We start from the raw sequence: 24,946 nt of genomic DNA on the forward strand, positions 1-24,946 counted from the left end.
CCGCCCGAACGGGGACCCCAAGGCGCTGACGGCACCGAAGACGAGGACGAGCAGATGACCCAACCAAACGTGACCCGTACCCTCAGGCTGACGGTACTGGCGGGCAGCTCTGCGCTTTTGCTCGCCGCCTGTGAACAGCCCCTTGATATGGATTTGCGCGGCGGCTTTGGCGACGGTTTCACTACCGCCCATGCAGCCACAGGCCCGCTGGATGAACGCCCCGCACCGGACAACCGCGGTGTGATTTCCTATCCAAACTATCAGGTCGCCGTGGCGCGGCGCGGCGATACGCTGTCTGACGTGGCCACCCGTGTGGGTGCCGATGTGGGCAGCCTGTCGCGCTACAACGGCATTGACCCTGCCGTCCCCCTCCGCAAGGGAGAGATCATCGCCCTACCGACCCGCGTGGCTGAACCCTCGCCCGCGACTGGTGCGTCGGGCACCGGTCCGATCACCACTGCCGCGGTCGATATTCAGACCATCGCAGGCGGCGCGATCAACCGGGCGCCCGCCACCCCCGGCGTGCAGACCACTACCCTGCCCTCGGCGCAGACCACCACCCGCGAGAACCCCGCGAAACAGACCGGGATCGAGCCTGTGCGCCACAAGGTGGAACGTGGGGAAACCGCCTATACCATCGCGCGTCTCTATGCCGTGCCGGTTGAAACGCTGGCCGAATGGAACGGGCTTGGCGCTGATTTCTCTGTCCGCGAAGGGCAGTTCCTGCTGATCCCCGTGGCGCAGCAAGCCGCCCCGAAACGCAGCGCTGCAGTGCCAGCCGCCGCGACGGCCACTGCGCCGACAACGACCAGCTTGCCCGGCACCGGATCGCCAACGCCGACCCCGCCAAGCGCTGCGAAACCGCTACCGCCCGTGGACGAGAAGCCCGCCGCGCCAAAGCCCGAACCCGCCGCAGCCAAGCCTGTCGCCGATGTGGGCAAGACGACGCAACCCGCCTCTTCGGGCCGCATGTCTCCCCCCGTACAGGGCAGCATCATCCGCGCCTATTCCAAGGGCAAGAACGAGGGCATCAACATCAAGGGCACACCGGGTGCTGCGGTCAAAGCCGCCGATAGCGGCACCGTCGCCGCGATCACCAAAAGCGCCGAGGGCGTGCCGATTGTCGTGATCCGTCACCCTGACAACCTGCTGACCGTATATGCCAATGTCGCCAATGTGTCGGTCGCCAAAGGGGATAGCGTCTCCAAAGGTGCGAGCATCGCCAAGCTGCGCCCGGGCGACGATTCATTCGTACATTTCGAAGTGCGCAAAGGCTTTGATAGCGTCGATCCGACGCCCTACCTGAACTAAGCCAACTGGAAAGCTGAACAGTTTTAACACGCGGCCCCTTTTCGGGGCCGCTTGCTTTTGTGCAGGCCGCTTATCGCTTACAGCGCGACGCCGCGCCGCCCTGCCAGATCAACGAAGTACTGCCACGCCACGCGGCCCGACCGCGCCCCACGGGTCGCTTGCCATTCAATCGCCTCGGCGTGCAGGGTCTTGGCGTCAATCTCGACCCCATAGGCATCGCAATAACCGCGGATCATATCCAGATACTGCTTCTGGTCGCAGGGGTGGAAGCCCAGCCACAGCCCGAACCGATCCGACAGCGATACTTTCTCTTCCACCGCCTCGGCAGGGTTGATGGCAGAGCCACGTTCGTTCTCGATCATGTCACGGGGCATCAGATGCCGCCGGTTCGACGTGGCATAAAGAACGACATTCTCTGGCCGCCCCTCGATCCCGCCATCCAGCACCGCCTTCAGCGATTTGTAATGCGCGTCGTCATGACCAAAGCTCAGATCATCACAATACAGGATAAACCGTTGCCGCGCACCGCGCAGCAGACTCAGCAGACGGCCGACCGATGGCAGGTCTTCGCGTTGCAGTTCCACGATGCGCAGTCGGTCGTGCGTCTCTCGGACATGCGCGTGCACGGCTTTCACAAGGCTCGACTTGCCCATCCCGCGCGCGCCCCACAACAGGGCGTTGTTGGCGGGAAGACCGGCGGCGAATTGCATCGTGTTGGCCAGCAACGTGTCGCGCGCGCGATCCACGCCGACCAGCAGCGACAGATCAACCTTGCTGACCGTTTCGACCGGTGCCAGATGGTCCGGCCCTGTCTGCCAGACAAAGGCCCCCGCAACATCAAAATCCGGGGTTTTCAGCGGCGGAGGAGACATCCTCTCCAACGCCGCTGCGATACGGTCCATAGGGTCACGGTTCACTTCAGGTCGTCCTCATCCTCTTCGAACTCTGCAAGGATCGGGTCATCATATTCGTCGTCATAATACCCGTCTGCGCGCAGCTGCTCTTCTCGTTTGCGTTCAACCCGCCCTACAAGAAAGATAGAGATTTCGTAAAGCCCATAGACCACAACAAACAGGATCCCTTGGGTGATCACATCGGGCGGCGTGACAAGTGCGGCCAGCACCAGAATACCAACCACCGCATATTTGCGCACGTTGCCAAGCCCTTCGGCGCTGACCAGTCCGGCCTTGCCCATCAGGGTCAGCAATACGGGCAGCTGAAAGCACAGGCCAAAGGCCACGATGAACTTGATCGTCAGGCTCAGATATTCCTGAGCCGACCCCTGGAACGCGATGGCCGCGATCCCGCCTGCGTTATCCGTCCCCTCGCCGACAAGCGTGCCCGCCTGCTGGAACCCGAGGAAGAAATCGAAAGCCAGTGGCGTCACGACATAAAAGGCAAAGGACGCGCCCAAAAAGAACATCAGCGGGCTCGAGATCAGGAAGGGCAGAAACGCGCCCTTCTCGTTCTTGTAAAGGCCCGGCGCCACGAAGCGCCACAGCTGGTAGCTGATATAGGGAAAGCCCAGCACCAGCCCGCCCAGCAAAGAGATAGAGATGGCAACGAAAAAGCCCTCTTGCAGCTTGATTAGGATCAACCCGCAGTCTTCCTGCCCGCGCTCGGCCATAGCCGAACACAAAGGGTTCGTCAGGAAGTTAAAGATCGGATTCCAAACGGTAAAACAGATCACCATGCCGATGATAAAGGCGATCACCGAATGGATCAGCCGCGTGCGTAGCTCGGCCAGATGCTCGATCAGCGGGGCGGCGCTGTCGTCAATATCGTCTGATGCACTCATGTGTCACTCTTTTTGGCCGCTGGCGCTTTGGGCGCGGCTTTCTTGGCCACAGGTTTCGCTGCGGCAGGTTTCTTGGCGGCAGGTTTCTTCGCAGACGTGGCTTTGGCTGGCGCTTTGGCGGCAGCTGCCTTCTTGGCTGGCGCTTTCTTGGCAGGAGCTTTCGCCGCCGGCTTCTCGATCTGCGGCGCGGCGGCGGGTGTTGCCAGCTTTGCCTCTGCCTTATCGGCCTGTGCCAGCGCGTCGGCAGCTTCACGCTGTTTGCGCTCGGCACCGGCACGGGCGGTGGCGGCCTGGATTTTCTTGACATCCTCGGCCCGCTGCGAGGCCAGCTTGCCTGTCTCGCTTTCGGGGTCGAATTTGGACAGGGATTTGGTCGCTGATTTCACTTCGTCCATCGCCGATCCCAGCGGGTTCGTCGCGGTTTTCAACGTCTTGTTCAAACTGGACGACATCTCGCGCATGCCCGTGTCATCGGCTGCGTCATTCATCGCATTGCTAAACTCGCGCGCCATCCCCTTGGCCTTGCCCACAAACTGGCCGACCTTGCGAAACAGCACGGGCAGGTCCTTGGGACCCACCACAATCAGCGCGACAACGCCAACGACCAACAGCTCTGACCACCCCATATCAAACATGAGAGCTTACACCCGGTCCTTGTCGGTCTTCGTGTCGGTGACAACAACGGTGTCATCGCTCAACTCGGCGGTGTCCTTATCGCCGTTTTTCACGTCATCTTCGCCTTCGCTGATACCTTTCTTAAAGCTGGTGATGCCCTTGCCGACCTCGCCCATCAGGCTGGAAATCTTGCCGCGCCCGAACAGGACCAGCACCACAACTGCAATCAGCAAAAGACCCGGAAGGCCGATATTGTTCAACATAGTCTCAACTCCATAATCCGAATATGTGGCAGAGGGACTGCCCCCGCCGGTAAACTCTGTCTCTTTTTAGGCCCCCGCTCTGGCAGCTTGAAGGGCCAAAGCGATGACCTCGCCGCGCGGCCCCGCAAAAATTACGCCCTCCGACGACCGCCCCAACACTCCTGACAGTTTTTTGGCAGTTGCCTTGCACCCTGCCCGCTCGCGTGGCACAGATAAACCATGCGCCGCAGCGATCGATTGTTTTCCCTGCTCTCCCTCTTGGGCGACCACCAGCTTCACCGGGCCGAGGATATGGCGCAGGCGGCGGGCGTGTCCTTGCGCACGCTCTACCGCGACATCGCGCGGCTGCAGGCGTCGGGCGTGGCGATCACCGGCACCCGTGGCGCAGGCTACCGGCTGACACCGGCGACGGTGCTGCCGCCGCTATCCCTCTCCCCCGAAGAGATAGAGGCGTTGCAACTCGCCCTCGCCGTTGTGCTTGAAACAACCGACCCCGACCTACAGGCCGCCGCGACCTCTCTGGCGCAAAAAATCGACGCGGCCTTGCCTGAAACCGCACAGCCCGCAACGCAGGACTGGCAGCGCATTGAACACCCTTTCGCCAATGCCGCGCGGGGGATGGGGCATCTGCCCGTGCTGCGCGCCGCAATCCGCGCGCGCCAGAAACTCAGGATCGTCTATAACGCCGACGATGGCTCGCTCGAAACGCTGGTGCTCCACCCCCACGCGCTCAACCATGCCGCGCGCAGCTGGACGCTGTCAGGTTGGGACGAAAACAAAGGGCAAAACACCACCCTGCGGCTTGACCTGATCGAGGCGACACACCCGCTGCCCGAGCTATTCACCGCGCCGCCCGCCTTCCAAATGGATTAAATCCTCGCCGAAGGCATCCCTCGGGGTGCCACAGGGGCAGCCGCCAGCGGTCTACCGCGCCTCATGCACCGGAAAGACAAAACAACGGTCGCGGCGCACGGTCAGCCACATGACGGCCCCGGGCTGCGGCAAGAAGACATTGGGCACGGTGGCGCGCAGGGTGCTGCCGTCATGGTCCATGACAAACTCCACGAGACTTTCATTCCCCATGAAACGCGCACGCGCAACAACGGCGCGGGCTGCGGTGCCATCGGTCGAGGTTGGCAACGGCCCCTTGCCCGCACGGTCAAAGTCGATGCGCAAATGCTGGGGGCGGAACACGATATCTACCTGCGTCCCGTCCGGCACGCCGGGGGCCAGAAACCGGCCAAAGACAGTATGCGCAAGCGCCCCAGACACCTCGGCCCGCAACACATTCGCGTCCGAGAAAAACGCCACCGACGCGCGGTCGACGGGGCGCGTGTAGACGTTATACGGGGCCCCCTGCTGCACGATCTTGCCATCGCGCATCAAGGCGATCTCGTCTGCCATGCGCATGGCTTCTTCGGGCTCGTGGGTGACCAGCAAGACGGCGGTACCTTCCTCTTTCAGGATGCCCAAAGTCTCGTCCCGGATGTCATCGCGCAGCCGGTTATCAAGCCCCGAGAAGGGCTCGTCCATCAGCATGATCTTGGGCCGCGGGGCCAAGGCACGCGCCAGCGCCACGCGCTGTTGTTCGCCCCCTGACAGTTGATGCGGATAGCCGTCGATGAACCGCAACAGGTCCACACGTTCCAGCAGTTCCTCGATACGGGCGCGGCGTTCGGCCTTGGTGCCGGTTTTCAGGCCAAAGCCCACGTTGTCGGCCACGCTAAGATGCGGAAAAAGCGCGAAATCCTGAAACATCAACCCGATCTCGCGCCGTTCGGGGGGCACGCGGAAAACCGTGTCACAGATCAGCTTGCCATCAACGTGGATCGTGCCGCTGTCCTGCATCTCGACGCCGGCGATCATCCGCAGGGTGGTCGACTTGCCACAGCCAGACGGCCCCAGAAGACAGGTCACCTGCCCCGGCATGATCTTCAGGCTGACATCATCCACCACGGCCCGCCCGCCATAGGCGCGCTGCAGGTTCTTGATTTCCAGTCTCGGGTGCACGTCAGTCACTTCAGTCATGGGCGCGGTCTAATCCGATCAATTCGCTCGGGATCGACCGCTATCAGCCCCGCCGCGCGCCCGCAAGCACCGCCGCGAAGCCTGCGACCAGAACGACCACACAAATCACCAAAAGCTGTTCGTATTTATGCCCCTCTGGCAGCACCGCGGCAAAGGCGGGCCACGCGCGGGCAAAATAGGCAAAGGCCCCGATCATCGCCGCGCCGAAGGCCGCCAGATAGGCCCATAGGGCGATCTGCCGCTGCATCACCAGCCCGACCACCAGCACCGGCGTCAGGAACATCGACGCGGTACCCGACACGGCCACCGCGTCGAACAGCGTCGCATTGCCCCAGAGCGTCAGCACCGTGCCTGCGGCCATAAAGCCCAGCATCACGATCCGCCCGCCGTTCAGGCTACGCGGTGCGAGCTTCAGCTCTTCAACCACCAGACGCGCGGCAGAAGAGAGCGCGGAATCCAGCGTGCTCAGCGCCGAGACCAGCAGCGAAATCATCAGCGCCACAAACACCCACGCAGGGAACATCGTGGCCCAGGTGCCGATCAGCTCGCCCTCGTAGGCCGCACCGACAAGGCTCGCCTGAATGCCGAAGAACCCGAAGCCGATGATACACAGGGTCGAGATCCAGAAGGCATGCAGAAAGGACCGGCGCGTCACCTCCGGGTCGGCGATAAACCCGCGGTCCATCATCACCGGATCATGCGCGGGGTAGGAAAACACTTGCAACAGCGCCACGGCCAGCAAGACCCAGCCGTTATAGGCCCCTGCGGTCCCCGGTGCCGTGACAACCGCCCCCAGATCAAAGCCGGGCGACACGACCAGCGCCACAAAGGCGACACCGAAAACCACGAGGAACACGACCATCTGCACCACATCGGTGCGCAGCGCAGCACTTAGCCCGCCCCAAGCGGAATAGCCCAGCCCCACAAGCGCGACGATCAGGATCGCAGGCGTGCCGCTGCCCGCCAGCACGGCGTTAAAGATCAGCCCCACCACCAGCAGATTGGCGAACACCTCGGACAAGAGCCGCAGCGCGATGACCAGATTATAGCAGGCGTTGCCCGCTCCGCCAAAGCGCGCACCCAGCCAATCTTGTACCGACATGGCGCCGTTCTGGCGCAGACGGCCGACGATAAAGCCCCCGGTCAAGAAAGACCCGTAATAGGCCGCATAGGCCAGCGTGCCCGCGATGCCGTAGTAATAGCCCAAGATAGCCGCGTTCATCAGGCTGCGGGCGAAAATCCATGTGGTGACCTGGCTAAGCACCAGCGTCCAAAGCCCCGGCGCACCGCCTTGGGCCGTCATCCCGCCAAAGAACCCCTCGATCGAAGCGCGGCGCGGTGCGGCCAGCAGACTTGCGGCGATGATGGCACCGAAGAGGACAAACAGAACAATGGGGGACATCCGGGAATACCTTTGAAAGGGACAGCAACGTCCATGGGTAGCCGAGCAAAAACCGCCGCGCTATCTGTTGCGCGGCGGTCTGTCGTAAACGTGATGAAATATGTCAGACGGGCGCGCGTGCCGCGCGGGCATCACAGCGCCCGCCCCTCGCACTTACATCGTGATATTGGTCGCCCCGCCGTCCAGCAGCAAGTTCTGCCCGACGATAAAGCCCGCGTGTTGCGAGCACAGGAAAGCGCAGGCCGCGCCGAATTCATGCCGCGTGCCATAACGCCCTGCTGGGATGGTCGATGCGCGCTCAGAGCGGGCCTCGTCCAGCGTGATGCCCTTTTGTTTGACGACGCCGCCATCCAGCGCATCGGCGCGGTCGGTGGCATGGATACCGGGCAGTAGGTTGTTGATCGTCACGCCCTTGCCCGCGACCTGCCGCGAGGTGCCCGCGACATAGCCGGTCAGCCCGGTACGGGCCGAGTTGCTGAGCCCCAGAACGCCGATTGGCGCGCGCACAGATTGCGAGGTGATGTTGACGACGCGGCCCCAGCCACGGTCCATCATCGCGGGCACCAGCGCCTTGATCATCGCGATGGGGGCCAGCATGTTCGCGTCGAGCGCCTTGATGAAATCCTCGCGGTCCCAATCGCTCCACATGCCGGGGGGTGGGCCGCCTGCGTTATTGACCAGAATGTCGATCTGGCCCGCGGCCTCCAGCACCAGCTTCTGGCCTTCATCCGTGGCGATATCGGCGGCGATGGTGGTGACCTCGACGCCATAATCCTGACGGATGCGTTCGGCGGCTGTTTCCAGATCAGCGGCACCGCGTGCGTTCATCACCAGATCCACACCCGCTTCGGCCAGCGCCTCTGCGCAGCCCAGGCCGAGGCCCTTTGACGATGCGCAAACCAATGCGCGTTTTCCCTTGATTCCCAGATCCATAGCGATCTCTCCCGGTTAGTGTTCGCGCAAGTCGTAGCACTGTCTTCGCGGACAATGCCAGCAAAAGGCCAAAGGCTTGACCCGAATGGGACACAATCCTATGGCAAGGACACAAGAACCACCGGCAGTTGTGTGACTGCCGGCCCCGATATCATTCACTTTTCGCGCGCAAAGGCCCGCCCCATGACCTCGCCCCGCCCTTCCCCTCCGCAAAGCGTCCCTGTCTTTCGTGCGACGCAATTCACGGCGACGGATGGTGCGAATATGGGCGACGCGCTGTCTTTTGCCTCGGAACTGCTGCTGGATGATGTGTACGAGCTGTCCTACGGGGCAGAACCAGTGCGCCTGTCGATCCAGACGGCACCGGATGGCAGCCTGTCGATCGCGCCCGACACGCAAACCGGAACCAGCGGGGCCGCCCTGCATCTGGATTGCGCGCTGACCTTCATGTCGCCCGACGGGCAGATCAACGATGCGATCCTGCTGGTCGAAGTGGCCGATGACGGCCACGCCGAAGCAATCTATCTCATCCCGCTCAGCGCGCTGTCGTCGAAAGTGGAATACCGGCTGGTCGGCATAGACACCGAGACGATGCGCCAGAAGTTCGCGCAAGTGGCTTGCGTGTCCTTCACCCGCGGCACGCATATCACCATGGCCACCGGCGAGCAGCGCCCGATCGAGGAGCTCTGCGTCGGTGACAAGGTCCTGACCCGCGATGACGGCGTGCAGGCGATCCGCTGGATCGGACAGAGCACCGTGCGCGCGGTTGGCGAATTCGCCCCGATCTGCATCAACGCGGGCACATTGAACAACGACAATGACCTGATCGTCAGCCCCGATCACCGCCTGTTCATCTACCAACGCGAAGACCGTCTGGGCGCCGGCCGGTCAGAGCTGCTGGTCAAGGTCCGCCATCTGGTCAACGGTGATACGGTACGGGTACAGGACGGCGGCTTTGTCGACTATTTCCAACTGCTGTTTGATGGGCACCAGATCATCTATGCCGAAGGGATCGCGGCAGAATCCATGCTGATCGACAGCCGCACCAAAGGCGTGCTGCCGCAAGAGCTGTCGGACGCCATGGGCGATGTCATCCCCGGCCATTCCGACCTGCCCCATGCGGGGCTGGATGTGTCGGAACCGCTGCTGGACCGCCCCGACGCGGCAGAACTGCTGCGCCGCGCCAGCATGCGCTGATCAGCCAAAGAATTCCTCGCGCACGATCTTGCCATTGGCCACGTGGTAGATGGCGACCTCTTTCATCTCCATCTCGGTGCCGCTGTCCTTTTCGCGCGCCGCAACATCAAAGATGACGGCAAAGCGGTCATCGCCATGGAGCATCGGGTCACTGACATTCTGGCGCGTCACCTCCATCGCACTGTCCCACCACGCATGCTTGCCCTTGATGCCCTCAAGGCCCTGCGTCTCGCGCCCGTTTCCGTGGTCCATCCCTTCAACCGACACGGCGTCCTGCGCGTAAAGCCGATCAAGGTTCGCCACCTCGTGGCCCTCGCGGCAGCCTTTTACCAACGCCTCTGCGATTTCTTTCAATTCCATTGTCACGCCCCCCTCTGGTTTCATCTGCCCCCATCATACCGCAATTTCGCGCCACCCCCCAAGAAAATGCCAGCAGGCACCTGATCCAAGCAGACTTGCGCGTGTGTTCGGGCGTGGATATATGCCAATCCATGTTGGATACCCCCTCAAACCGCCCCGCTTTGCCTGCCGAAATCGCTCGGCGTCGCACCTTTGCGATCATTTCCCACCCCGATGCGGGGAAAACCACGCTGACAGAGAAATTCCTGCTGTTCGGCGGGGCGATCCAGATGGCCGGTCAGGTCCGCGCCAAGGGCGAGGCGCGCCGCACACGGTCCGACTTTATGGCGATGGAAAAAGACCGCGGTATTTCGGTCTCTGCCTCGGCCATGTCGTTCGATTTCATGAACAAAGGCACGAATTTCCGCTTTAACCTCGTGGATACGCCCGGCCACTCTGACTTTTCCGAAGATACCTACCGCACGCTGACCGCCGTTGACGCGGCCGTGATGGTGATTGACGGAGCGAAAGGCGTGGAAAGCCAGACACAAAAGCTGTTCGAGGTCTGCCGCATGCGCGACCTGCCGATCCTGACCTTCTGTAACAAGATGGACCGCGAAAGCCGCGATGTCTTCGAGATCATCGACGAGATTCAGGAAAACCTTGCGATCGATGTGACCCCTGCAAGCTGGCCCATCGGCGTGGGCCGCGACTTTATCGGCTGCTACGACATCCTGCGTGACCGGCTTGAACTGATGGACCGTGCGGACCGGAACAAGGTTTCTGAAAGCATCGCGATCGAAGGGTTGGATGACCCAAAACTGGCCGAACACGTGCCCGCCGCCTTGCTTGAGAAACTGCGCGAAGACCTTGAGATGGTGCGCGAGCTGATGCCGCCGCTGGATGCCGAACTGATGGCCGAAGGGTCGCTGACACCAATCTGGTTCGGCTCTGCGATCAACAGCTTTGGCGTCAAGGAACTGATGGACGGCATTGCCACCTACGGCCCCGAACCGCAGATTCAATCCGCTCAGCCAAGGGAGATTTTACCAGAAGAACCAAAGGTTTCCGGCTTTGTCTTCAAGGTTCAGGCGAACATGGATCCCAAGCACCGCGACCGCGTGGCCTTTGTCCGTCTGGCGTCGGGCCACTTTACCCGTGGCATGAAGCTGACCCATGTGCGGTCCAAGAAAACCATGTCTGTTACCAACCCCGTGATGTTCCTTGCCGCCGACCGCGAGCTGGCAGAGGAAGCATGGGCAGGTGACATCATCGGCATCCCCAACCACGGGCAGCTGCGCATCGGTGACACCCTGACCGAGGGCGAGGCGATCCGCGTCAGTGGCATCCCGTCCTTCGCGCCAGAGCTGTTGCAGGGCGTGCGCGCGGGCGATCCGATGAAATCGAAACACCTTGAAAAAGCGCTGATGCAATTCGCCGAAGAAGGTGCCGCGAAGGTCTTCAAACCCGCCATCGGCTCGGGCTTTGTTGTGGGCGTCGTTGGGCAGCTACAGTTCGAAGTGCTCGCCAGCCGGATCGAACTGGAATACGGGCTGCCGGTGCGGTTCGAACAGTCGCAGTTCACGTCGGCCCGATGGGTGAACGGTGACCGACAAGCCGTTGATAAGTTTACAGAAGCCAACAAGCAGCATATCGCCCATGACCACGATGGCGACATCGTTTACCTGACACGGCTGCAATGGGATATCGACCGCGTAGACCGCGACTACCCCGATGTGCGCCTGACCGCGACCAAGGAAATGATGGTCTGACTTGGGCTTGCCAGCCCGACCGACGCACCGCAAACTGGCCCCATGACTGATGTGACATGGGGCATCGCCTCTACCATTCTGGCACCGACGCGCGACATATTGCAGTTCGCCGCCTATCATCTGGCGGCGGGCGCGCAGCGGCTTTACATCTATCTGGATGCGCCCAATGACGAGGCCTTTGCCCATCTGGACGCCCATCCCAAGATCCGCGTCATCACCTGCGACGCGCGCTATTGGAAGCAGCGCAAACGCGACCGGCCAGAGGCGCACCAACAACGCCAGACGGCCAACGCGACCCATGCCTACAACCGCCGCCGCGAGGTGGACTGGCTGATCCACATGGACGCGGATGAATATCTAGTCGCCGACCGCCCGATCGCTGACATACTCGCCAAGATCCCGCAAGATGCGCCCGCCACCCGCATCCGCCCGATGGAGCAGCTTTCAGGCGATCCAACGGCGTTCAAGGGGTTCATCCCCGCCGGCCCCGACCGCGCGCGCATTGTGGCAGAGCTTTATCCGACCTATGGTGCCTATTTAAAGGGCGGGTTTCTCAGCCATCTTGCGGGCAAGGTATTTGTCCGCACGGGGCTGCCGCATATGCATCTGCGCATCCACAACGTCTTTCAAAAGGGCGAGATGCTGGACTGTCACGACGCTCCGCCCGACATCACGCTGGCCCATGCCCATGCGAAAACATGGGACGACTGGATCACCGCCTACCGCTACCGCGTGACCAAAGGCAGCTACCGCCCCGAACTGCGCCCCAACCGCCCCTATGACCAGGGCGGCCTATCGCTCAATGACCTTTTCTCGATGATAGAGAGCGAAAGCGGCGAGGACGGCTTGCGCGCGTTTTTCGACGAAGTCTGCGCCGATACACCGGAATTGCGCAGCCGTCTGCGCGGTCACGGGCTGCTGCGCGAGGTGGATCTGGAGCTTCCCAACCATCTGGCAACACATTTCCCCCGTTTCACAGGGCTTTAGCGCATCCATTTGACGCGACGGGGAGTCTTTGTTAATGGGTGCAGAACATGTCGCGGAGAGCCTCCGCCCCTTGGGCCATGCGGGCCGACATGAATGCTGCCGCGGGCCAAGTGTATGTCCGCTATCATCGGACACACATGACAAAATTTTCTGATCTAAACCTTAATCCTAAAGTCCTGAAAGCCATCGATGAGGCCGGGTATGAAACCCCCACGCCCATTCAGGCCGGCGCGATCCCCCCTGCCCTTGAAGGCAAGGACGTCTTGGGAATCGCCCAAACAGGCACCGGCAAAACTGCCAGCTTTACCCTGCCCATGATCACCCTGCTTGCCCGTGGCCGCGCCCGCGCCCGGATGCCGCGCAGTCTGGTGCTTTGCCCCACGCGGGAACTGGCAGCTCAGGTGGCCGAAAACTTCGACACCTATACCAAGCACCTGAAACTGACCAAAGCGTTGCTGATCGGCGGTGTGTCTTTCGGTGAACAGGACAAGCTGATCGACAAGGGCGTTGACGTTTTGATCGCCACGCCCGGCCGTCTGATCGACCACTTTGAGCGCGGCAAGCTGATCTTGTCCGACGTGAAGATCATGGTCGTCGACGAAGCCGACCGGATGCTGGATATGGGGTTCATCCCCGACATCGAACGCATCTTCCAGATGACGCCCTTTACCCGTCAGACGCTGTTCTTCTCGGCCACGATGGCCCCCGAGATTGAACGGATTACGAACACCTTTCTCTCTGCGCCCGAGCGTATCGAAGTGGCCCGTCAAGCCACCACAAGCGAGAATATCGAGCAAGGCGTGCTGATGTTCAAAGCCTCACGCAAGGACCGTGAAGCGACGGAGAAACGCAAAGTGCTGCGCGCGTTGATCGACGCCGAAGGCGACAAATGCACCAATGCGATCATCTTCTGCAACCGCAAGATGGATGTGGATACGGTCGCTAAGTCGTTGAAGAAATACGGCTATGACGCGGCTCCGATCCACGGGGATCTTGATCAAAGCCAGCGGACCAAAACGCTGGAAGGGTTCCGCAACGGCGATCTGCGCTTCCTTGTTGCCTCTGACGTGGCGGCGCGCGGTCTTGATGTGCCGTCGGTCAGCCACGTGTATAACTACGACGTGCCCTCCCATGCCGAGGATTACGTGCACCGGATCGGCCGCACGGGTCGCGCGGGCCGTGATGGCAAGGCGATCATGATCTGCGTCCCGCGGGACGAAAAGAACCTTGAAGACGTTGAACGCCTGGTGCAGCGCGAGATCCCGCGCCTCGACAACCCCTTGGGCGGTTCGGAGGCAAAAGCGGCTCCCGCGGCAGAGGCCAAGACAGCCGAGGCCCCCGCAGCCAAATCCGATGAGGCGGCTAAATCTGAAAAACCCAAACGCACCCGCACGCGCAGCCGTAAAAAGCCCGATGCGGCTAAGGCGGATGCCGACCAGACAGAGACGGCGCAGGCGGACAGCCCCAAGGCTGACAAATCCGATGCCAAAACGGACGTCAAAGCGGACGCCAAGCCCCAAGGCAAACAGTCGGATAAGCCTGCCAAGGATACGGCAGATAAGGCCCCTGCCCAAAAGGCAGACGCCCCGCAGGACGACAAACCCAACAACCGTCGCGGTGGCCGTGGCGGGCGCGGTGATAACAACCGCAATGACAACAACCGTCAGCAGAACAACCGCAACGACAACCGCGTCGTCGGTCTGGGCGATCACACGCCCGAGTTCATCGGCCTAAGCTTTGCCGAGCGTCGCGAATAACCCCGCGCACCACTGACAGAAACGATTAAAGGCGCAGGGCATCCTCTGCGCCTTTTTCTTTGTCGTTACCGCGTTGCCTTGCAGCAACCCCGCCGCGCCACACCCTGCCCCCACAAACGCAAAACGCCGCGCAGAGAGCTGCGCGGCGTTTCTATTTAGTATCAGGTCGATTTAGCTCAGGCGGCTGACCACGATGGTAACCTCGGGCTTTTTGCCGATCTCATCGTTGGCGGACTGACGCACGGTGCGCTTCAACCCATCGTGCAGCTTGTCGTCGTCGCGCAGGGTTTTGGCGTTCGCACGGCCAAGGAACTGGGCCAGATCGGCTTCCAGTATCTCGACCAGCGATGCTTTGGACCGGCCTTGCTCTGGCAGGCCCATGGCATCAACCCACGGATCGCCCAAGGCTTCGTCGTTCTCGTCCATGATGACGGTCACGGTGACGTGGCCGTTCAGCGCCATGCGGATACGGTCGCGCACAACGCCGTCCATCGCGCCGATTTGCGTCGATCCGTCCAGATAGGTCCGCCCGCTGTCGACATATTCAACGACCTTGGGCTCGTTGCCCGACAGGTCGATCATCATGCCGTTGACGGCCAGAACACCCTTCATCCCCTTGGCGTTGGCGATTTTAGCGTGCTCGCGCAGGTGGCGGTGCTCACCGTGCATCGGGATCAGGATCTGCGGCTTGACCACGTCATGCAGCGTTTCCAGATCGGGACGGTTGGCGTGGCCCGACACGTGATACAGACCCGAGCTGTCGTCGACGATATCAACGCCCATCTCGGAGAATGCGTTGATCACCTTGATTACGCCACGCTCGTTGCCCGGAATGGTTTTGGAGGAGAACAGGAACATGTCCCCTTCCTTCATTTCCAGCCCCATGTATTTGCCGCGTGCCAGCTGTGCCGACGCCGCACGACGCTCCCCTTGCGAGCCTGTTACCAGCAGCATCAGGTTCTCGCGCGGGATGCCGCGGGCTTCTTCCGGGCTTACGACCGGCGGGAAGTCCTTCATCACGCCGGTTTCAAGCGAGGCTTCGACCATGCGTTTCATCGCACGTCCCAGCAGCACAACCGACCGCCCTGCCCGTTCGCCCGCATCCGCCAGCGTCTTCACACGCGCCACGTTCGAGGCAAAGGTGGTTGCCACGACCATACCCTGCGCGGTGCCGAGCAGCTTTTCAATCTCTGGCCCGACGGTCTCTTCCGAGCGGCCAGGGTTTTGCGAGAACACGTTGGTACTGTCACAGATCAGCGCCTTAACACCGTCTTTGGACACATCGGCCCAAAGTTCGGGGTCGTAGGGTTCGCCAACACCGGGTGTCATGTCGATCTTGAAGTCGCCCGAGTGGATCAGCCGGTCGCCGGCCACATCGATCACCAGCGACGACGATTCAGGGATCGAGTGGGACATGGGCAGGAAGCCCACTTTGAACGGTCCCACGGTCGTTTGCTGCGGCCAAGGGGCCACGGTGGTCACCGCATCGTCGGGGTGACCGTATTCGTCCATCTTGCGCTTGGCGATATTAGCGGTGAACTTCCGCGTATAGATCGGCGCGCGCAGGCGGTCATAGGTATGGGCCACGGCACCAATATGGTCTTCGTGGGCGTGGGTGATGAAAATCGCCTCGATCTGGTCGCGACGTTCTTCGAGCCAGGCGATATCGGGGATGATCAGATCCACGCCGGGGCTTGTGTCCATGTCGGGGAACGCAACACCAAGATCGACAACAATCAGCCGCTCCTTGCCGGGTTTCCCGTATCCATAAACATAGGCATTCATGCCAATTTCACCTGCCCCACCGAGGGGCAGATAGATCAATCTTTCGCTGCTCATATGACTAAGCGGTATCCTTGTTATAGTTATAAATCACGGTCAGGCCGTGCATCGTCAAATCATCTTGGTATGCATCAAACAGATCGACTGTCTGTTGAAAGAGCGGGGCCAGCCCGCCTGTGGCAATCACGCGCATTTCGCGGCCGCGCTCAGCCTTTATTCGGGCACATATCTCACGGACGAGGCCAACATAACCCCAAAAAATGCCCGATTGTATGCAAGAGACGGTATTTGTACCAATCACCGCCTGTGGTTTCGAGATGTCTACATGAGGTAAGGCCGCTGCAGCGTTATGCAATGCCTCAAGGCTCAGGTTTACACCAGGGGCAATCACCCCGCCGATATAGGCCCCATCCGTATCGACCACATCAAAGGTCGTCGCCGTGCCGAAATCGACAATAATCAGATCACCGCCATAAAGATCATGCCCCGCCACCGTGTTGACCAGACGGTCAGGCCCGACGGCGGTGCCTTCGTCAACGCGGACATCCACCGGCAGCAGGCAATCGGGTTTGCCCACCACAATGGGACGCGTGTTGAAATAGCGGTCCGCCAGAACGCGCAGGTTGAACACCACCCGCGGCACGGTCGAGCTGATGATGACATCGGTGATATCTGCCTCGACGCCCTGAAACTTCATCAAGGTGCTGAGCCAGACGTAATATTGGTCAGAGGTACGCTGCCATTCGGTAGAGGTCCGCCACGTCCCGAGGAACCGCGCCCCGTCCCAGATCGAAAAGACTGTATTGGTGTTTCCGCAGTCAATCGCCAACAGCATGGCACATCCCTCCGCTCGCGCTTAGAAAAATACATCCGCCGCAGTGATGGGCACGCGGCCTTTGGGGGTGCGCAGGATCAGGTTGCCCTGCGCGTCCACGTCTTCGAACACACCGCGGGTTTCTTCCTTCATGGTGCGTGCGACGATCTCTTCGCCCAACCGGGCGGCATGGGACAACCACGCGGTACGGATGGGGGCAAACCCATAGGTCTGGAACTGGGTTTCCAGCTGCGCGTATTCCGCCGCCAGCGCATCCAAAAAGACCTCGGGCGGGACCACCTTGCCGGTCTCTGCTACGACGGAAACGGGGCGTAGGGCCCCTGCTTCGACCTGATCGGCACCGGGCGCATGGGCAAGGTTCACCCCGATCCCGATGGCCAGAAAATCTCCGATGCTTTCCAGCAGGATGCCCGCGACCTTACCGCCATTCAGCAACACGTCGTTGGGCCACTTGAGGGTGAAGGCCCCCTCGTCCCGCGTGGTGGCGACAAAGGCACGGCGCAGAGCAAGCGAAGCGACAAAGCTGCGCAGCGCAGCAGTCGAGGGGCTTTCGGACCGGCGCATCATCAGCGTCGCAGCAAAGTTGCCCCGTGGCGTGGCCCAGGACCGCCCGCGCCGACCGCGAGCGGCAGTCTGCTCCTGCGCGAGGATCCATGTGGACCCAGTCAGCTCGCCCGCTTGGCGTGCCGCCTCGCTCAGCGTGGAATCGACGCTGTCGAAAACCTGCCGCCCATAGCCGTCGGGCCAAGACGCGTTTTGCGCCTTGGCCCCCGTTGCTTCCATACCGGAAGCGCCATTGTTCACCGATGTCACCGGCGGATCAGTTGATCAGCGTCGCCGCTGCAGAGATCGCAGCAGTTTCGACGCCAAACATGTTCAGGATACCCACGACCATGATCACGGCAGAGGCAACAACGAACCCCGACAATAGGCTGCTTTTGCCTTCGTCCAGACGGTCATCGCCTTCGGCACCGAAATACATCAGGAAAACGATACGCAGGTAATAATAGGCACCGATGGCCGAGGCGACCGCACTGGCGACAACCAGCCAGACCAGCCCGGCATCCACACCCGCCTGCCAGACACCCAGCTTGGCGAAGAAGCCCAGCATTGGCGGCACACCAGCAAGCGAGAACAGCAAAACCAGCATCGCCAGCGCCTTACCTGGCGCGCGTTTGGAATACATGTTCAACGCCGAGATATCGGTGACCGGCTGGCCGTCTTTCTCCATCCCGAGGATGAAGGCGAAGGTGCCGATGTTCATGGTCACGTAGATCGCCAGATAGACCAGCATGGATTTGACACCCAGCTCGGTTCCGGCGGCAAGGCCGATCAGCGCATAGCCCATGTGGGCGATCGAGGAATAGGCCATCAGGCGTTTGATGTTGGTCTGACCAATCGCGGCGACGGCACCAAGGAACATGGACAGGACCGATAGCAGCGCGACGATCTGGCTCCAGTCGGCAACAGCATTGCCAAAGGCGTCATGCAGTACGCGGGCAAACAGCGCCATCGCGGCAACCTTGGGGGCTGTGGCGAAGAAGGCTGTAACCGGCGTCGGTGCGCCCTCGTAGACGTCGGGCGTCCACATGTGAAACGGCACAGCCGAAACCTTGAACGCCAGACCGGAGACGACAAAGACGATCCCGAGCAACAGGCCGATCGATGTCTGCCCTGCGCTCGCAAGGCTCATGACGCCTGCGAATTGCGTAGTACCGGCGTAGCCATAGACCAGCGACACACCGTACAGCAGCAAACCCGAGGACAAAGCGCCCAGAACGAAATACTTCAGACCCGCTTCGGTCGATTTCACGCTGTCACGACGCAGGGAGGCGACGACGTAAAGCGCCAGCGATTGCAGTTCGAGGCCCATGTAAAGGGTCATCAGGTCGCCTGCGCTGACCATCATCATCATGCCGACAACGCTCAGCGCGATCAGCACCGGATATTCAAACCGCAGCAGCCCGCGCTTTTTCATGTAGGCTTCGGACATCGCGAGCACCGCCGCCGCACTGAGCAGCATGGTGACCTTGGCGAAACGGGCAAAGCTGTCTTCGACAAACAGACCGTTAAAGGCGATGCGCGTGGTGCCACCGCTGGTCATACCGATCCAGATCGCCAGCAGCGTCATCACAATTGCCGTGGCCCAGACGATCACCCCCGCGGCGGCGTCCTTGTTGGTGTAAACCGCCCCAAGCAGTGCCAGGATCGCGAAAAGCGCCAGCAGGATTTCGGGCAGGATGACATTCAGATCAGCGGAAATCATCGCGCGGTCCTTTATTCTGAGGCCGTCTGGACAGCGGCACCTGCCGCCTCCAGGGCCGTATCATAGCTATCAACAAGGGCGGCAACCGACGGCCCGATCATGTCGAGCACCAGCGCCGGGTAGACACCCAACAGCAACGTCATCGCCACCAGCGGGGCAAATATCCAGCGTTCGCGGCGCGACATATCGGTGATGGTGCGCAGGCTTTCCTTGATCAGATCGCCCATCACCACGCGGCGATAGAGCCACAGCGCATAGGCCGCCGAGAAGATCACCCCGGAGGTCGCAACCGCCGCGACCCAAGTGTTCACCTGGAACGTGCCCATGAGCGTCAGGAATTCCCCGACAAAGCCCGATGTCCCCGGCAGACCGACGTTGGCCATAGTGAAGAACATGAACACCAGCGCATAGGCCGGCATCCGGTTCACCAGACCGCCATAGGCGTCAATCTCGCGGGTGTGCATCCGGTCATAGATCACGCCGACACACAGGAACAACGCCGCCGAGATGAAGCCGTGGCTGATCATCTGAAAGATCGCGCCATCCAGCCCCTGCTGGTTAAAGGTAAAGATACCCATGGTCACGAAACCCATATGCGCGACCGAGGAATAGGCAATGAGCTTTTTCATGTCTTCCTGCACCAGCGCCACCAGCGAGGTATAGACAATCGCGATCGCCGACATCCACAGCACCAGCGGGGCCATCACATCTGCCCCCACAGGGAACATCGGCACCGAGAAGCGCAAGAAGCCGTAGCCGCCCATTTTCAACAGGATCGCCGCCAGCACCACGGAACCGGCTGTCGGTGCCTGCACGTGTGCGTCAGGCAACCAAGTGTGCACCGGCCACATCGGCATTTTCACCGCGAAGCTGGCAAAGAACGCCAGGAACATCATGGTTTGCAGCCCGCCGACCACAGTGATCCCCGCAATCGAGAAGCTGTCGGAGGCAAAGGTATGGGTCAGCAAGCTGACCTCGCAGCCGCCGATACAGGTCGTGCCGGCATCCGCATACATCATCACCATCGCCACCAGCATCAGGACGGACCCGAGGAAGGTGTAGAGGAAGAACTTGAACGAAGCGTAAATGCGGTTCGCCCCGCCCCAGATGCCGATGATCAGGAACATCGGGATCAGACCTGCTTCGAAGAAAAGGTAGAAGAGCACCAGATCCAGCGCCATGAAAACGCCCAGCATCAGCGTTTCCAGCAGCAGGAAGGCGATCATATATTCCTTGACCCGCGTCTCTACGTTCCAGCTGGCGGCAATGACCAGTGGCATCATAAACGTGGTCAGCATCACGAACAGGATCGAAATCCCGTCAACGCCCAGACGGTATTTCAGGCCCATCAACCACTGCGCCTCGTCAACGAACTGGAACCCGGTGTTGGACGGGTCGAAGTCGAACAGGATGAACAGCGAGATCAGGAAGGTGACCGTCGTGGTGATCAGTGCGAGCCACTTTGCATTGCGCCCCGCTGCGGCGTCATCGCCCCGCAGGAACACAGCCAGAATAAGCGCCGCAAAGCTGGGCATGAAGGTAATGATGGAAAGCAAGTGATGATCCATTAGTGTGCCCCCCCGCTCATCGTCATCCAGGTCACAAGGACCGCGATGCCGATCACCATGGCAAAGGCGTAGGTAAAGATATAGCCGGACTGCGCGCGCCCTGCCAGACGGGTGAGGAACGGGATGATCCCCATAGCGACACCGTTCAGCGTGCCGTCGATCACATTGCCGTCCCCGCGCTTCCAGAGGAAGCGACCGATGGCCATCGCGGGTTTGACGAAGATCACGTTATAAAGCTCGTCAAAATACCACTTGTTCAGCAAGAACAGATAAAGCGGCCGTTGGTTCGCGGCCAGACGCGACGGCAGGGTCGGGCTCCAGATGTAGAACCACAGGGCCATCACAAGGCCAAAGACCATCGCGATGAAGGGGCTGACCTTGACCCAAGCCGGTGCGGCGTGCGCGTCGTCCAGAACGTGGTTGTCGGGTGCGATATACAATGCCCCCTCGCCCGGTGCACCGGCGAAGGCGGGACCGTGGTGACCGGCATCGGCACCGTGGTCGTCTTCGGCGTGATCCCCTGCGTCGGCGTGGCTGTCTTCGGCCCCTTCAACATGGGTTTCACCACCGGCGGCCATCTCGGCCATGGGGATGCCATAGAACTCGCCCACATCCTCGGCGTGGCCAAAGAAGCTGTTGTACCAAATCATACCCGCAAAGATCGCGCCAAGGCTCAGCACGCCAAGCGGCACCAGCATGACCATCGGGCTTTCATGTGCGTGGTCATGGGTATGTTTGTCGCCGCGCGCCTTGCCAAAGAAGGTAAGGAACATCAGGCGCCAGCTATAGAAGCTTGTCATCGCAGCCGCGATCACCAGCATCCAGAAGCCATACATGGACCCGCCGCCCCAGGCGCTTTCGATGATCGCATCCTTGGACAGGAAGCCTGCGAAGCCAAAATGCGTCAACGGAATACCGACACCGGTAATGGCCAGCGTACCGATCATCATCGCCCAAAACGTATAGGGGATTTTCTTACGCAGCGCGCCATAATTACGCATGTCCTGCTCGTGGTGCATCGCGTGGATCACCGACCCTGCCCCCAAGAACAACATCGCCTTAAAGAACGCGTGGGTGAACAGGTGGAACATCGCGGCAGAATACATGCCAACGCCAGCGGCCACGAACATATAGCCAAGCTGCGACATGGTCGAATAGGCGATGACGCGTTTGATGTCGTTCTGCACCAGACCAATGGTCGCGGCGACAAATGCGGTGGTGGCCCCAAGGAAGGTGACGAATGTCATCGCCTCGGGGGCGACCTCCATCAACGGGGACATGCGGCAGACAAGGAAAACACCGGCCGTCACCATCGTCGCGGCGTGGATCAGCGCCGACACGGGCGTCGGGCCTTCCATCGCGTCGGGCAACCATGTGTGCAGGAAGAGCTGTGCCGATTTACCCATCGCACCGATAAACAGCAGGATCGCGATCAGGTTCGCGGCGTTCCAGTCAGCCCAAAGGAAACCAACGGTTGTCTCCGCCAGTTCGGGTGTTGCGGCGAAGACATCGTCGAACTTGATCGAGTCGGTCAGATAGAACAGGCCAAAGATACCAAGCGCAAAGCCGAAGTCACCGACACGGTTAACCACAAACGCCTTGATCGCCGCCGCATTCGCCGAAGGCTTCTTATAGTAGAAGCCGATCAGCAGATAGGATGCGACGCCCACGCCTTCCCAGCCAAAGAACATCTGCACAAGGTTGTCAGATGTCACCAGCATCAGCATCGCGAAGGTGAAGAACGACAGATAGGCGAAGAAACGGGCGCGATAGGGCTCCGCATCCGAGAAATTCTCGTCATGGGCCATGTAGCCGAAGGAATAGAGGTGCACGAGGCTGGAGACCGTGGTGATCACGATCAGCATGATCGCGGTCAGCCGGTCCAGACGGATCGCCCAATCGGTCGACAGGCTGCCGCTTTCGATCCAGCGCAGGATCTGGATGTGCTGTGTTTCACCGTCAAACGAAAGGAAGACGATCCAGCTTAGCAGCGCCGCAAGGAACAGCATACCCGTTGCCACATACTGACCAGCTTTCTCGCCAATCAGCTTCCAGCCGAAACCACAGATCAATGCACCGACAAGTGGTGCGAAAAGAATGATCGTTTCCATGATCTTAGCCCTTCATCACGTTGACATCTTCAACCGCGATCGTACCCCGATTGCGGAAGAAGCAGACCAGAATGGCCAGCCCGATTGCGGCCTCGGCCGCAGCGACGGTCAGGACGAAGAGCGTGAACACCTGCCCCACCAAATCACCCAGATAATAGGAGAAGGCGACAAAGTTGATGTTCACCGCCAAGAGCATAAGCTCGATCGACATCAACATGATGATGATGTTTTTGCGGTTCAGGAATAGCCCGAAAATGCCAATGACAAACAGCGTCGCCGCTACTGTCAGGTAATGTTCAATTCCGATCATGTCGTCCCTCGGTTCTTTTGCCCGTTTTAGGCGTTCTTTAGTTCTTGTCGCGGGATGTTTCCATCCCGATCCCGTCGCATCTAGAAAATGCTGTAGCCGCCCACGACCACGATCAAAACGACGACAAGCACCACAATTGTATTACGTGACATGGATCATATCCTTGATGGGGCAGGCCGTTTAAAGGCCCTGCCCGGGTTTCACATCATTCAGTTTCATTGCCAGCTTCGGATCGCGCATCATCTGATCTACCACGTTCTGGCGTTTCACATCCGCACGGTGGCGCAGCGTCAGCACAATCGCCCCTACCATCGCGACCAGCAGGATCAGACCCGACAGCTGGAACAGCAGGAAGTATTGATCATAAAGGATCAGGCCCAATGCAGCGGTATTATGCACCTCGTCGGTGATCACCTGCGTGCGCAGCCCTTCGGCGGCAGAGTTCGCATCCCATGCGCCGAACGCCATCACGAATTGCATCAGGATCACCAGACCGATCAGCAAGGCCAGCGGCATATAGCGCGCCATTTCGGCCTTGAGCTCGGCGAAATCGACATCAAGCATCATGACAACGAACAGGAACAGAACCGCGACCGCGCCGACATAGACAATGATCAGCAGCATCGCGACGAATTCGGCGTTCAGCAGCACGAAAAGCCCCGCCGCGCTGAGGAAGGACAGGATCAACCACAGCACCGAATGCACGGGGTTGCGGCTGATCACAGTGAACAGCCCGCCGGCGATCACGCTGATCGCGAAGAGGTAAAATGCGAAAACGCTCATGCGTCACCTTCCTTGTCATCCAAAACACCCTGCGCAATCTCCATCGCGCGGGTCATGGCGGGGATGCCGGCGAAAACCGCCATCTGCCCGATCGTCTCTATCACTTGCTGCTTGTGAGCCCCTGCCTCTACCGCGTGGATCACGGCCTGACGCAACGCCACGTCATTCTGGGCACCCTGCATGGTCAGCCCCGAAATCGTCAGCAACATCCGTGTTTTGGCATCCAACCCGTTGGGGTTCATCGTATTGCCAAAAAACGTCTCCATCATGTCTTTGGGCATCTTGCCCATCATCGCCTCGAACCCTTTGGGAGAAAACGCATCCATTGCAGGAAAGGCTTTGGCCATATCCTGCATCTGACGCATCATCTCTTCGAAAGGGTTCTGGTTGTCGGTCATCGGTACGGCGCGTCCAATTCGAGGTTGCGCGCGATTTCAGCTTCCCAGCGTTCGCCGTTGTCCAGCAGCTTGGCTTTGTCATAGAACAGCTCTTCGCGGGTCTCGGTCGAGAATTCAAAATTCGGCCCCTCGACAATCGCGTCAACCGGGCAGGCTTCCTGGCAGAAACCGCAGTAGATGCATTTGGTCATGTCGATGTCATAGCGCGTGGTGCGGCGGCTGCCGTCATCGCGCGGTTCCGCGTCGATCGTGATCGCCTGCGCCGGGCACACCGCTTCGCACAGTTTGCAGGCGATGCAACGCTCTTCCCCGTTGGGATAGCGGCGCAGGGCGTGCTCCCCACGGAATCGAGGGCTGAGCGGGCCCTTTTCATGCGGGTAGTTGATCGTCGCCTTGGGCTTGAACATATACTTAATGCCCAGCTTCAAGCCTTGATAGAAATCCTGCAGCAGGAAGTATTTCGCGTGACGGGTATAGTCGGTGTTAGCCAT

24 protein-coding genes are annotated in these 24,946 nt (G+C 60.5%); 6 read left to right on the plus strand and 18 right to left on the minus strand.

What is annotated here, in order from left to right; translation table 11 throughout:
* The first annotated feature begins 54 nt into the window (after positions 1-54).
* Positions 55-1,311: a peptidoglycan DD-metalloendopeptidase family protein gene (locus tag GLP43_RS11695; protein ID WP_237279444.1), complete on the plus strand. Its 1,257-nt coding sequence runs from the start codon at positions 55-57 to the stop codon at positions 1,309-1,311.
* Positions 1,312-1,388: 77 nt separating this feature from the next.
* Here the strand turns inward: GLP43_RS11695 and GLP43_RS11700 are convergent, their stop codons facing one another.
* The 4 genes from GLP43_RS11700 to GLP43_RS11715 are packed head-to-tail and all read right to left on the minus strand — an operon-like array spanning position 1,389 to position 3,987.
* Positions 1,389-2,228 (minus strand): ATP-binding protein, encoded by an 840-nt coding sequence (locus GLP43_RS11700; protein ID WP_138058753.1) that lies wholly within the window; start codon positions 2,226-2,228, stop codon positions 1,389-1,391.
* Positions 2,225-3,109, minus strand: coding sequence for a twin-arginine translocase subunit TatC (gene tatC, locus GLP43_RS11705; RefSeq protein ID WP_005853927.1), 885 nt, complete (start codon positions 3,107-3,109; stop codon positions 2,225-2,227). The genes GLP43_RS11700 and tatC overlap by 4 nt, the downstream gene beginning before the upstream one ends.
* Positions 3,106-3,744, minus strand: coding sequence for a Sec-independent protein translocase protein TatB (gene tatB, locus GLP43_RS11710; protein ID WP_237279445.1), 639 nt, complete (start codon positions 3,742-3,744; stop codon positions 3,106-3,108). The genes tatC and tatB overlap by 4 nt, the downstream gene beginning before the upstream one ends.
* A 6-nt stretch (positions 3,745-3,750) precedes the next feature.
* Complete coding sequence (locus GLP43_RS11715; RefSeq protein WP_005853930.1) at positions 3,751-3,987, minus strand: twin-arginine translocase TatA/TatE family subunit; 237 nt, start codon at positions 3,985-3,987, stop codon at positions 3,751-3,753.
* Positions 3,988-4,206: 219 nt separating this feature from the next.
* Between GLP43_RS11715 and GLP43_RS11720 the strand changes: the two genes are divergently transcribed.
* A complete protein-coding gene (locus GLP43_RS11720) occupies positions 4,207-4,860 on the plus strand; it encodes a helix-turn-helix transcriptional regulator (protein WP_237279446.1) in 654 nt (217 codons plus the stop codon).
* Positions 4,861-4,911: 51 nt separating this feature from the next.
* Here the strand turns inward: GLP43_RS11720 and GLP43_RS11725 are convergent, their stop codons facing one another.
* The 3 genes from GLP43_RS11725 to GLP43_RS11735 all read right to left on the minus strand — a co-directional run bounded on the left by GLP43_RS11725 (position 4,912) and on the right by GLP43_RS11735 (position 8,350).
* A complete protein-coding gene (locus GLP43_RS11725; protein WP_237279447.1) occupies positions 4,912-6,015 on the minus strand; it encodes an ABC transporter ATP-binding protein in 1,104 nt (367 codons plus the stop codon).
* Positions 6,016-6,058: 43 nt separating this feature from the next.
* Positions 6,059-7,417, minus strand: a complete 1,359-nt coding sequence (locus tag GLP43_RS11730; protein ID WP_237279448.1) for a sodium:proline symporter — start codon at positions 7,415-7,417, stop codon at positions 6,059-6,061.
* A gap of 153 nt (positions 7,418-7,570) precedes the next feature.
* On the minus strand, positions 7,571-8,350 hold the full coding sequence (locus tag GLP43_RS11735; protein WP_237279449.1) for an SDR family oxidoreductase: 780 nt from the start codon (positions 8,348-8,350) through the stop codon (positions 7,571-7,573).
* 183 nt (positions 8,351-8,533) lie between these two features.
* On the opposite strand from GLP43_RS11735, the gene GLP43_RS11740 reads away from it, so the two are divergent.
* Positions 8,534-9,547, plus strand: coding sequence for a Hint domain-containing protein (locus GLP43_RS11740; RefSeq protein ID WP_074634407.1), 1,014 nt, complete (start codon positions 8,534-8,536; stop codon positions 9,545-9,547).
* Here the strand turns inward: GLP43_RS11740 and GLP43_RS11745 are convergent, their stop codons facing one another.
* Positions 9,548-9,907 carry a nuclear transport factor 2 family protein gene (locus GLP43_RS11745; protein WP_237279450.1) on the minus strand — a complete coding sequence of 120 codons (360 nt, stop codon included), beginning with the start codon at positions 9,905-9,907 and terminating at the stop codon, positions 9,548-9,550.
* A gap of 131 nt (positions 9,908-10,038) precedes the next feature.
* Here GLP43_RS11745 and GLP43_RS11750 point away from each other — a divergent pair, with 131 nt between their 5' ends.
* The 3 genes from GLP43_RS11750 to GLP43_RS11760 all read left to right on the plus strand — a co-directional run bounded on the left by GLP43_RS11750 (position 10,039) and on the right by GLP43_RS11760 (position 14,402).
* Entirely contained in the window at positions 10,039-11,658 is a 1,620-nt protein-coding gene (locus GLP43_RS11750; RefSeq protein ID WP_237279451.1) for a peptide chain release factor 3, read from the plus strand.
* Between the two features lie 42 nt (positions 11,659-11,700).
* Entirely contained in the window at positions 11,701-12,645 is a 945-nt protein-coding gene (locus GLP43_RS11755; RefSeq protein ID WP_237279452.1) for a glycosyltransferase family 2 protein, read from the plus strand.
* A gap of 137 nt (positions 12,646-12,782) precedes the next feature.
* Positions 12,783-14,402: a DEAD/DEAH box helicase gene (locus tag GLP43_RS11760; RefSeq protein ID WP_237279453.1), complete on the plus strand. Its 1,620-nt coding sequence runs from the start codon at positions 12,783-12,785 to the stop codon at positions 14,400-14,402.
* 171 nt (positions 14,403-14,573) lie between these two features.
* On the opposite strand, the gene GLP43_RS11765 is transcribed toward GLP43_RS11760, so the two are convergent.
* The 10 genes from GLP43_RS11765 to nuoI all read right to left on the minus strand — a co-directional run bounded on the left by GLP43_RS11765 (position 14,574) and on the right by nuoI (position 24,946).
* Positions 14,574-16,241, minus strand: a complete 1,668-nt coding sequence (locus GLP43_RS11765) for a ribonuclease J (protein ID WP_237279454.1) — start codon at positions 16,239-16,241, stop codon at positions 14,574-14,576.
* A gap of 4 nt (positions 16,242-16,245) precedes the next feature.
* Complete coding sequence (locus tag GLP43_RS11770; RefSeq protein ID WP_237279455.1) at positions 16,246-17,019, minus strand: type III pantothenate kinase; 774 nt, start codon at positions 17,017-17,019, stop codon at positions 16,246-16,248.
* A 21-nt stretch (positions 17,020-17,040) separates the two neighbouring features.
* The gene (locus GLP43_RS11775) at positions 17,041-17,802 is read right to left on the minus strand and encodes a biotin--[acetyl-CoA-carboxylase] ligase (RefSeq protein ID WP_237279965.1); all 762 of its coding nucleotides are present in this window, start codon (positions 17,800-17,802) and stop codon (positions 17,041-17,043) included.
* Between the two features lie 37 nt (positions 17,803-17,839).
* A complete protein-coding gene (gene nuoN / locus GLP43_RS11780; protein WP_237279456.1) occupies positions 17,840-19,285 on the minus strand; it encodes an NADH-quinone oxidoreductase subunit NuoN in 1,446 nt (481 codons plus the stop codon).
* A gap of 11 nt (positions 19,286-19,296) precedes the next feature.
* Entirely contained in the window at positions 19,297-20,853 is a 1,557-nt protein-coding gene (locus GLP43_RS11785) for an NADH-quinone oxidoreductase subunit M (RefSeq protein WP_009824853.1), read from the minus strand.
* The gene (gene nuoL, locus GLP43_RS11790) at positions 20,853-22,964 is read right to left on the minus strand and encodes an NADH-quinone oxidoreductase subunit L (RefSeq protein WP_237279457.1); all 2,112 of its coding nucleotides are present in this window, start codon (positions 22,962-22,964) and stop codon (positions 20,853-20,855) included. The genes GLP43_RS11785 and nuoL overlap by 1 nt, the downstream gene beginning before the upstream one ends.
* A 4-nt stretch (positions 22,965-22,968) precedes the next feature.
* Entirely contained in the window at positions 22,969-23,274 is a 306-nt protein-coding gene (gene nuoK / locus GLP43_RS11795) for an NADH-quinone oxidoreductase subunit NuoK (protein ID WP_005853964.1), read from the minus strand.
* Positions 23,275-23,454: 180 nt separating this feature from the next.
* Positions 23,455-24,057 carry an NADH-quinone oxidoreductase subunit J gene (locus tag GLP43_RS11800; protein ID WP_237279458.1) on the minus strand — a complete coding sequence of 201 codons (603 nt, stop codon included), beginning with the start codon at positions 24,055-24,057 and terminating at the stop codon, positions 23,455-23,457.
* Positions 24,054-24,455 (minus strand): carboxymuconolactone decarboxylase family protein, encoded by a 402-nt coding sequence (locus GLP43_RS11805; protein ID WP_237279459.1) that lies wholly within the window; start codon positions 24,453-24,455, stop codon positions 24,054-24,056. The genes GLP43_RS11800 and GLP43_RS11805 overlap by 4 nt, the downstream gene beginning before the upstream one ends.
* Positions 24,452-24,946, minus strand: coding sequence for an NADH-quinone oxidoreductase subunit NuoI (gene nuoI, locus GLP43_RS11810; protein ID WP_005853971.1), 495 nt, complete (start codon positions 24,944-24,946; stop codon positions 24,452-24,454). Before nuoI ends, GLP43_RS11805 begins: the two co-directional genes overlap by 4 nt.

It is taken from the genome of Sulfitobacter sp. M39 (assembly GCF_021735935.1).
Taxonomy (GTDB): Bacteria; Pseudomonadota; Alphaproteobacteria; order Rhodobacterales; family Rhodobacteraceae; genus Sulfitobacter.

Excerpts from the sequence above, each read along its gene's own strand:
- GLP43_RS11715 (WP_005853930.1), bottom strand. The coding sequence starts at position 3,987 with ATGTTGAACAATATCGGCCTTCCGGGTCTTTTGCTGATTGCAGTTGTG.
- GLP43_RS11760 (WP_237279453.1), top strand. The coding sequence starts at position 12,783 with ATGACAAAATTTTCTGATCTAAACCTTAATCCTAAAGTCCTGAAAGCC.
- nuoI (WP_005853971.1), bottom strand. The coding sequence starts at position 24,946 with ATGGCTAACACCGACTATACCCGTCACGCGAAATACTTCCTGCTGCAG.
- GLP43_RS11695 (WP_237279444.1), top strand. The coding sequence starts at position 55 with ATGACCCAACCAAACGTGACCCGTACCCTCAGGCTGACGGTACTGGCG.
- GLP43_RS11785 (WP_009824853.1), bottom strand. The coding sequence starts at position 20,853 with ATGGATCATCACTTGCTTTCCATCATTACCTTCATGCCCAGCTTTGCG.
- GLP43_RS11800 (WP_237279458.1), bottom strand. The coding sequence starts at position 24,057 with ATGAGCGTTTTCGCATTTTACCTCTTCGCGATCAGCGTGATCGCCGGC.
- GLP43_RS11805 (WP_237279459.1), bottom strand. The coding sequence starts at position 24,455 with ATGACCGACAACCAGAACCCTTTCGAAGAGATGATGCGTCAGATGCAG.
- GLP43_RS11770 (WP_237279455.1), bottom strand. The coding sequence starts at position 17,019 with ATGCTGTTGGCGATTGACTGCGGAAACACCAATACAGTCTTTTCGATC.
- GLP43_RS11745 (WP_237279450.1), bottom strand. The coding sequence starts at position 9,907 with ATGGAATTGAAAGAAATCGCAGAGGCGTTGGTAAAAGGCTGCCGCGAG.
- GLP43_RS11750 (WP_237279451.1), top strand. The coding sequence starts at position 10,039 with ATGTTGGATACCCCCTCAAACCGCCCCGCTTTGCCTGCCGAAATCGCT.
- tatB (WP_237279445.1), bottom strand. The coding sequence starts at position 3,744 with ATGTTTGATATGGGGTGGTCAGAGCTGTTGGTCGTTGGCGTTGTCGCG.
- nuoK (WP_005853964.1), bottom strand. The coding sequence starts at position 23,274 with ATGATCGGAATTGAACATTACCTGACAGTAGCGGCGACGCTGTTTGTC.
- GLP43_RS11720 (WP_237279446.1), top strand. The coding sequence starts at position 4,207 with ATGCGCCGCAGCGATCGATTGTTTTCCCTGCTCTCCCTCTTGGGCGAC.
- GLP43_RS11735 (WP_237279449.1), bottom strand. The coding sequence starts at position 8,350 with ATGGATCTGGGAATCAAGGGAAAACGCGCATTGGTTTGCGCATCGTCA.
- nuoL (WP_237279457.1), bottom strand. The coding sequence starts at position 22,964 with ATGGAAACGATCATTCTTTTCGCACCACTTGTCGGTGCATTGATCTGT.
- tatC (WP_005853927.1), bottom strand. The coding sequence starts at position 3,109 with ATGAGTGCATCAGACGATATTGACGACAGCGCCGCCCCGCTGATCGAG.
- GLP43_RS11730 (WP_237279448.1), bottom strand. The coding sequence starts at position 7,417 with ATGTCCCCCATTGTTCTGTTTGTCCTCTTCGGTGCCATCATCGCCGCA.
- nuoN (WP_237279456.1), bottom strand. The coding sequence starts at position 19,285 with ATGATTTCCGCTGATCTGAATGTCATCCTGCCCGAAATCCTGCTGGCG.
- GLP43_RS11725 (WP_237279447.1), bottom strand. The coding sequence starts at position 6,015 with ATGACTGAAGTGACTGACGTGCACCCGAGACTGGAAATCAAGAACCTG.
- GLP43_RS11765 (WP_237279454.1), bottom strand. The coding sequence starts at position 16,241 with ATGAGCAGCGAAAGATTGATCTATCTGCCCCTCGGTGGGGCAGGTGAA.
- GLP43_RS11775 (WP_237279965.1), bottom strand. The coding sequence starts at position 17,802 with ATGGAAGCAACGGGGGCCAAGGCGCAAAACGCGTCTTGGCCCGACGGC.
- GLP43_RS11755 (WP_237279452.1), top strand. The coding sequence starts at position 11,701 with ATGACTGATGTGACATGGGGCATCGCCTCTACCATTCTGGCACCGACG.
- GLP43_RS11740 (WP_074634407.1), top strand. The coding sequence starts at position 8,534 with ATGACCTCGCCCCGCCCTTCCCCTCCGCAAAGCGTCCCTGTCTTTCGT.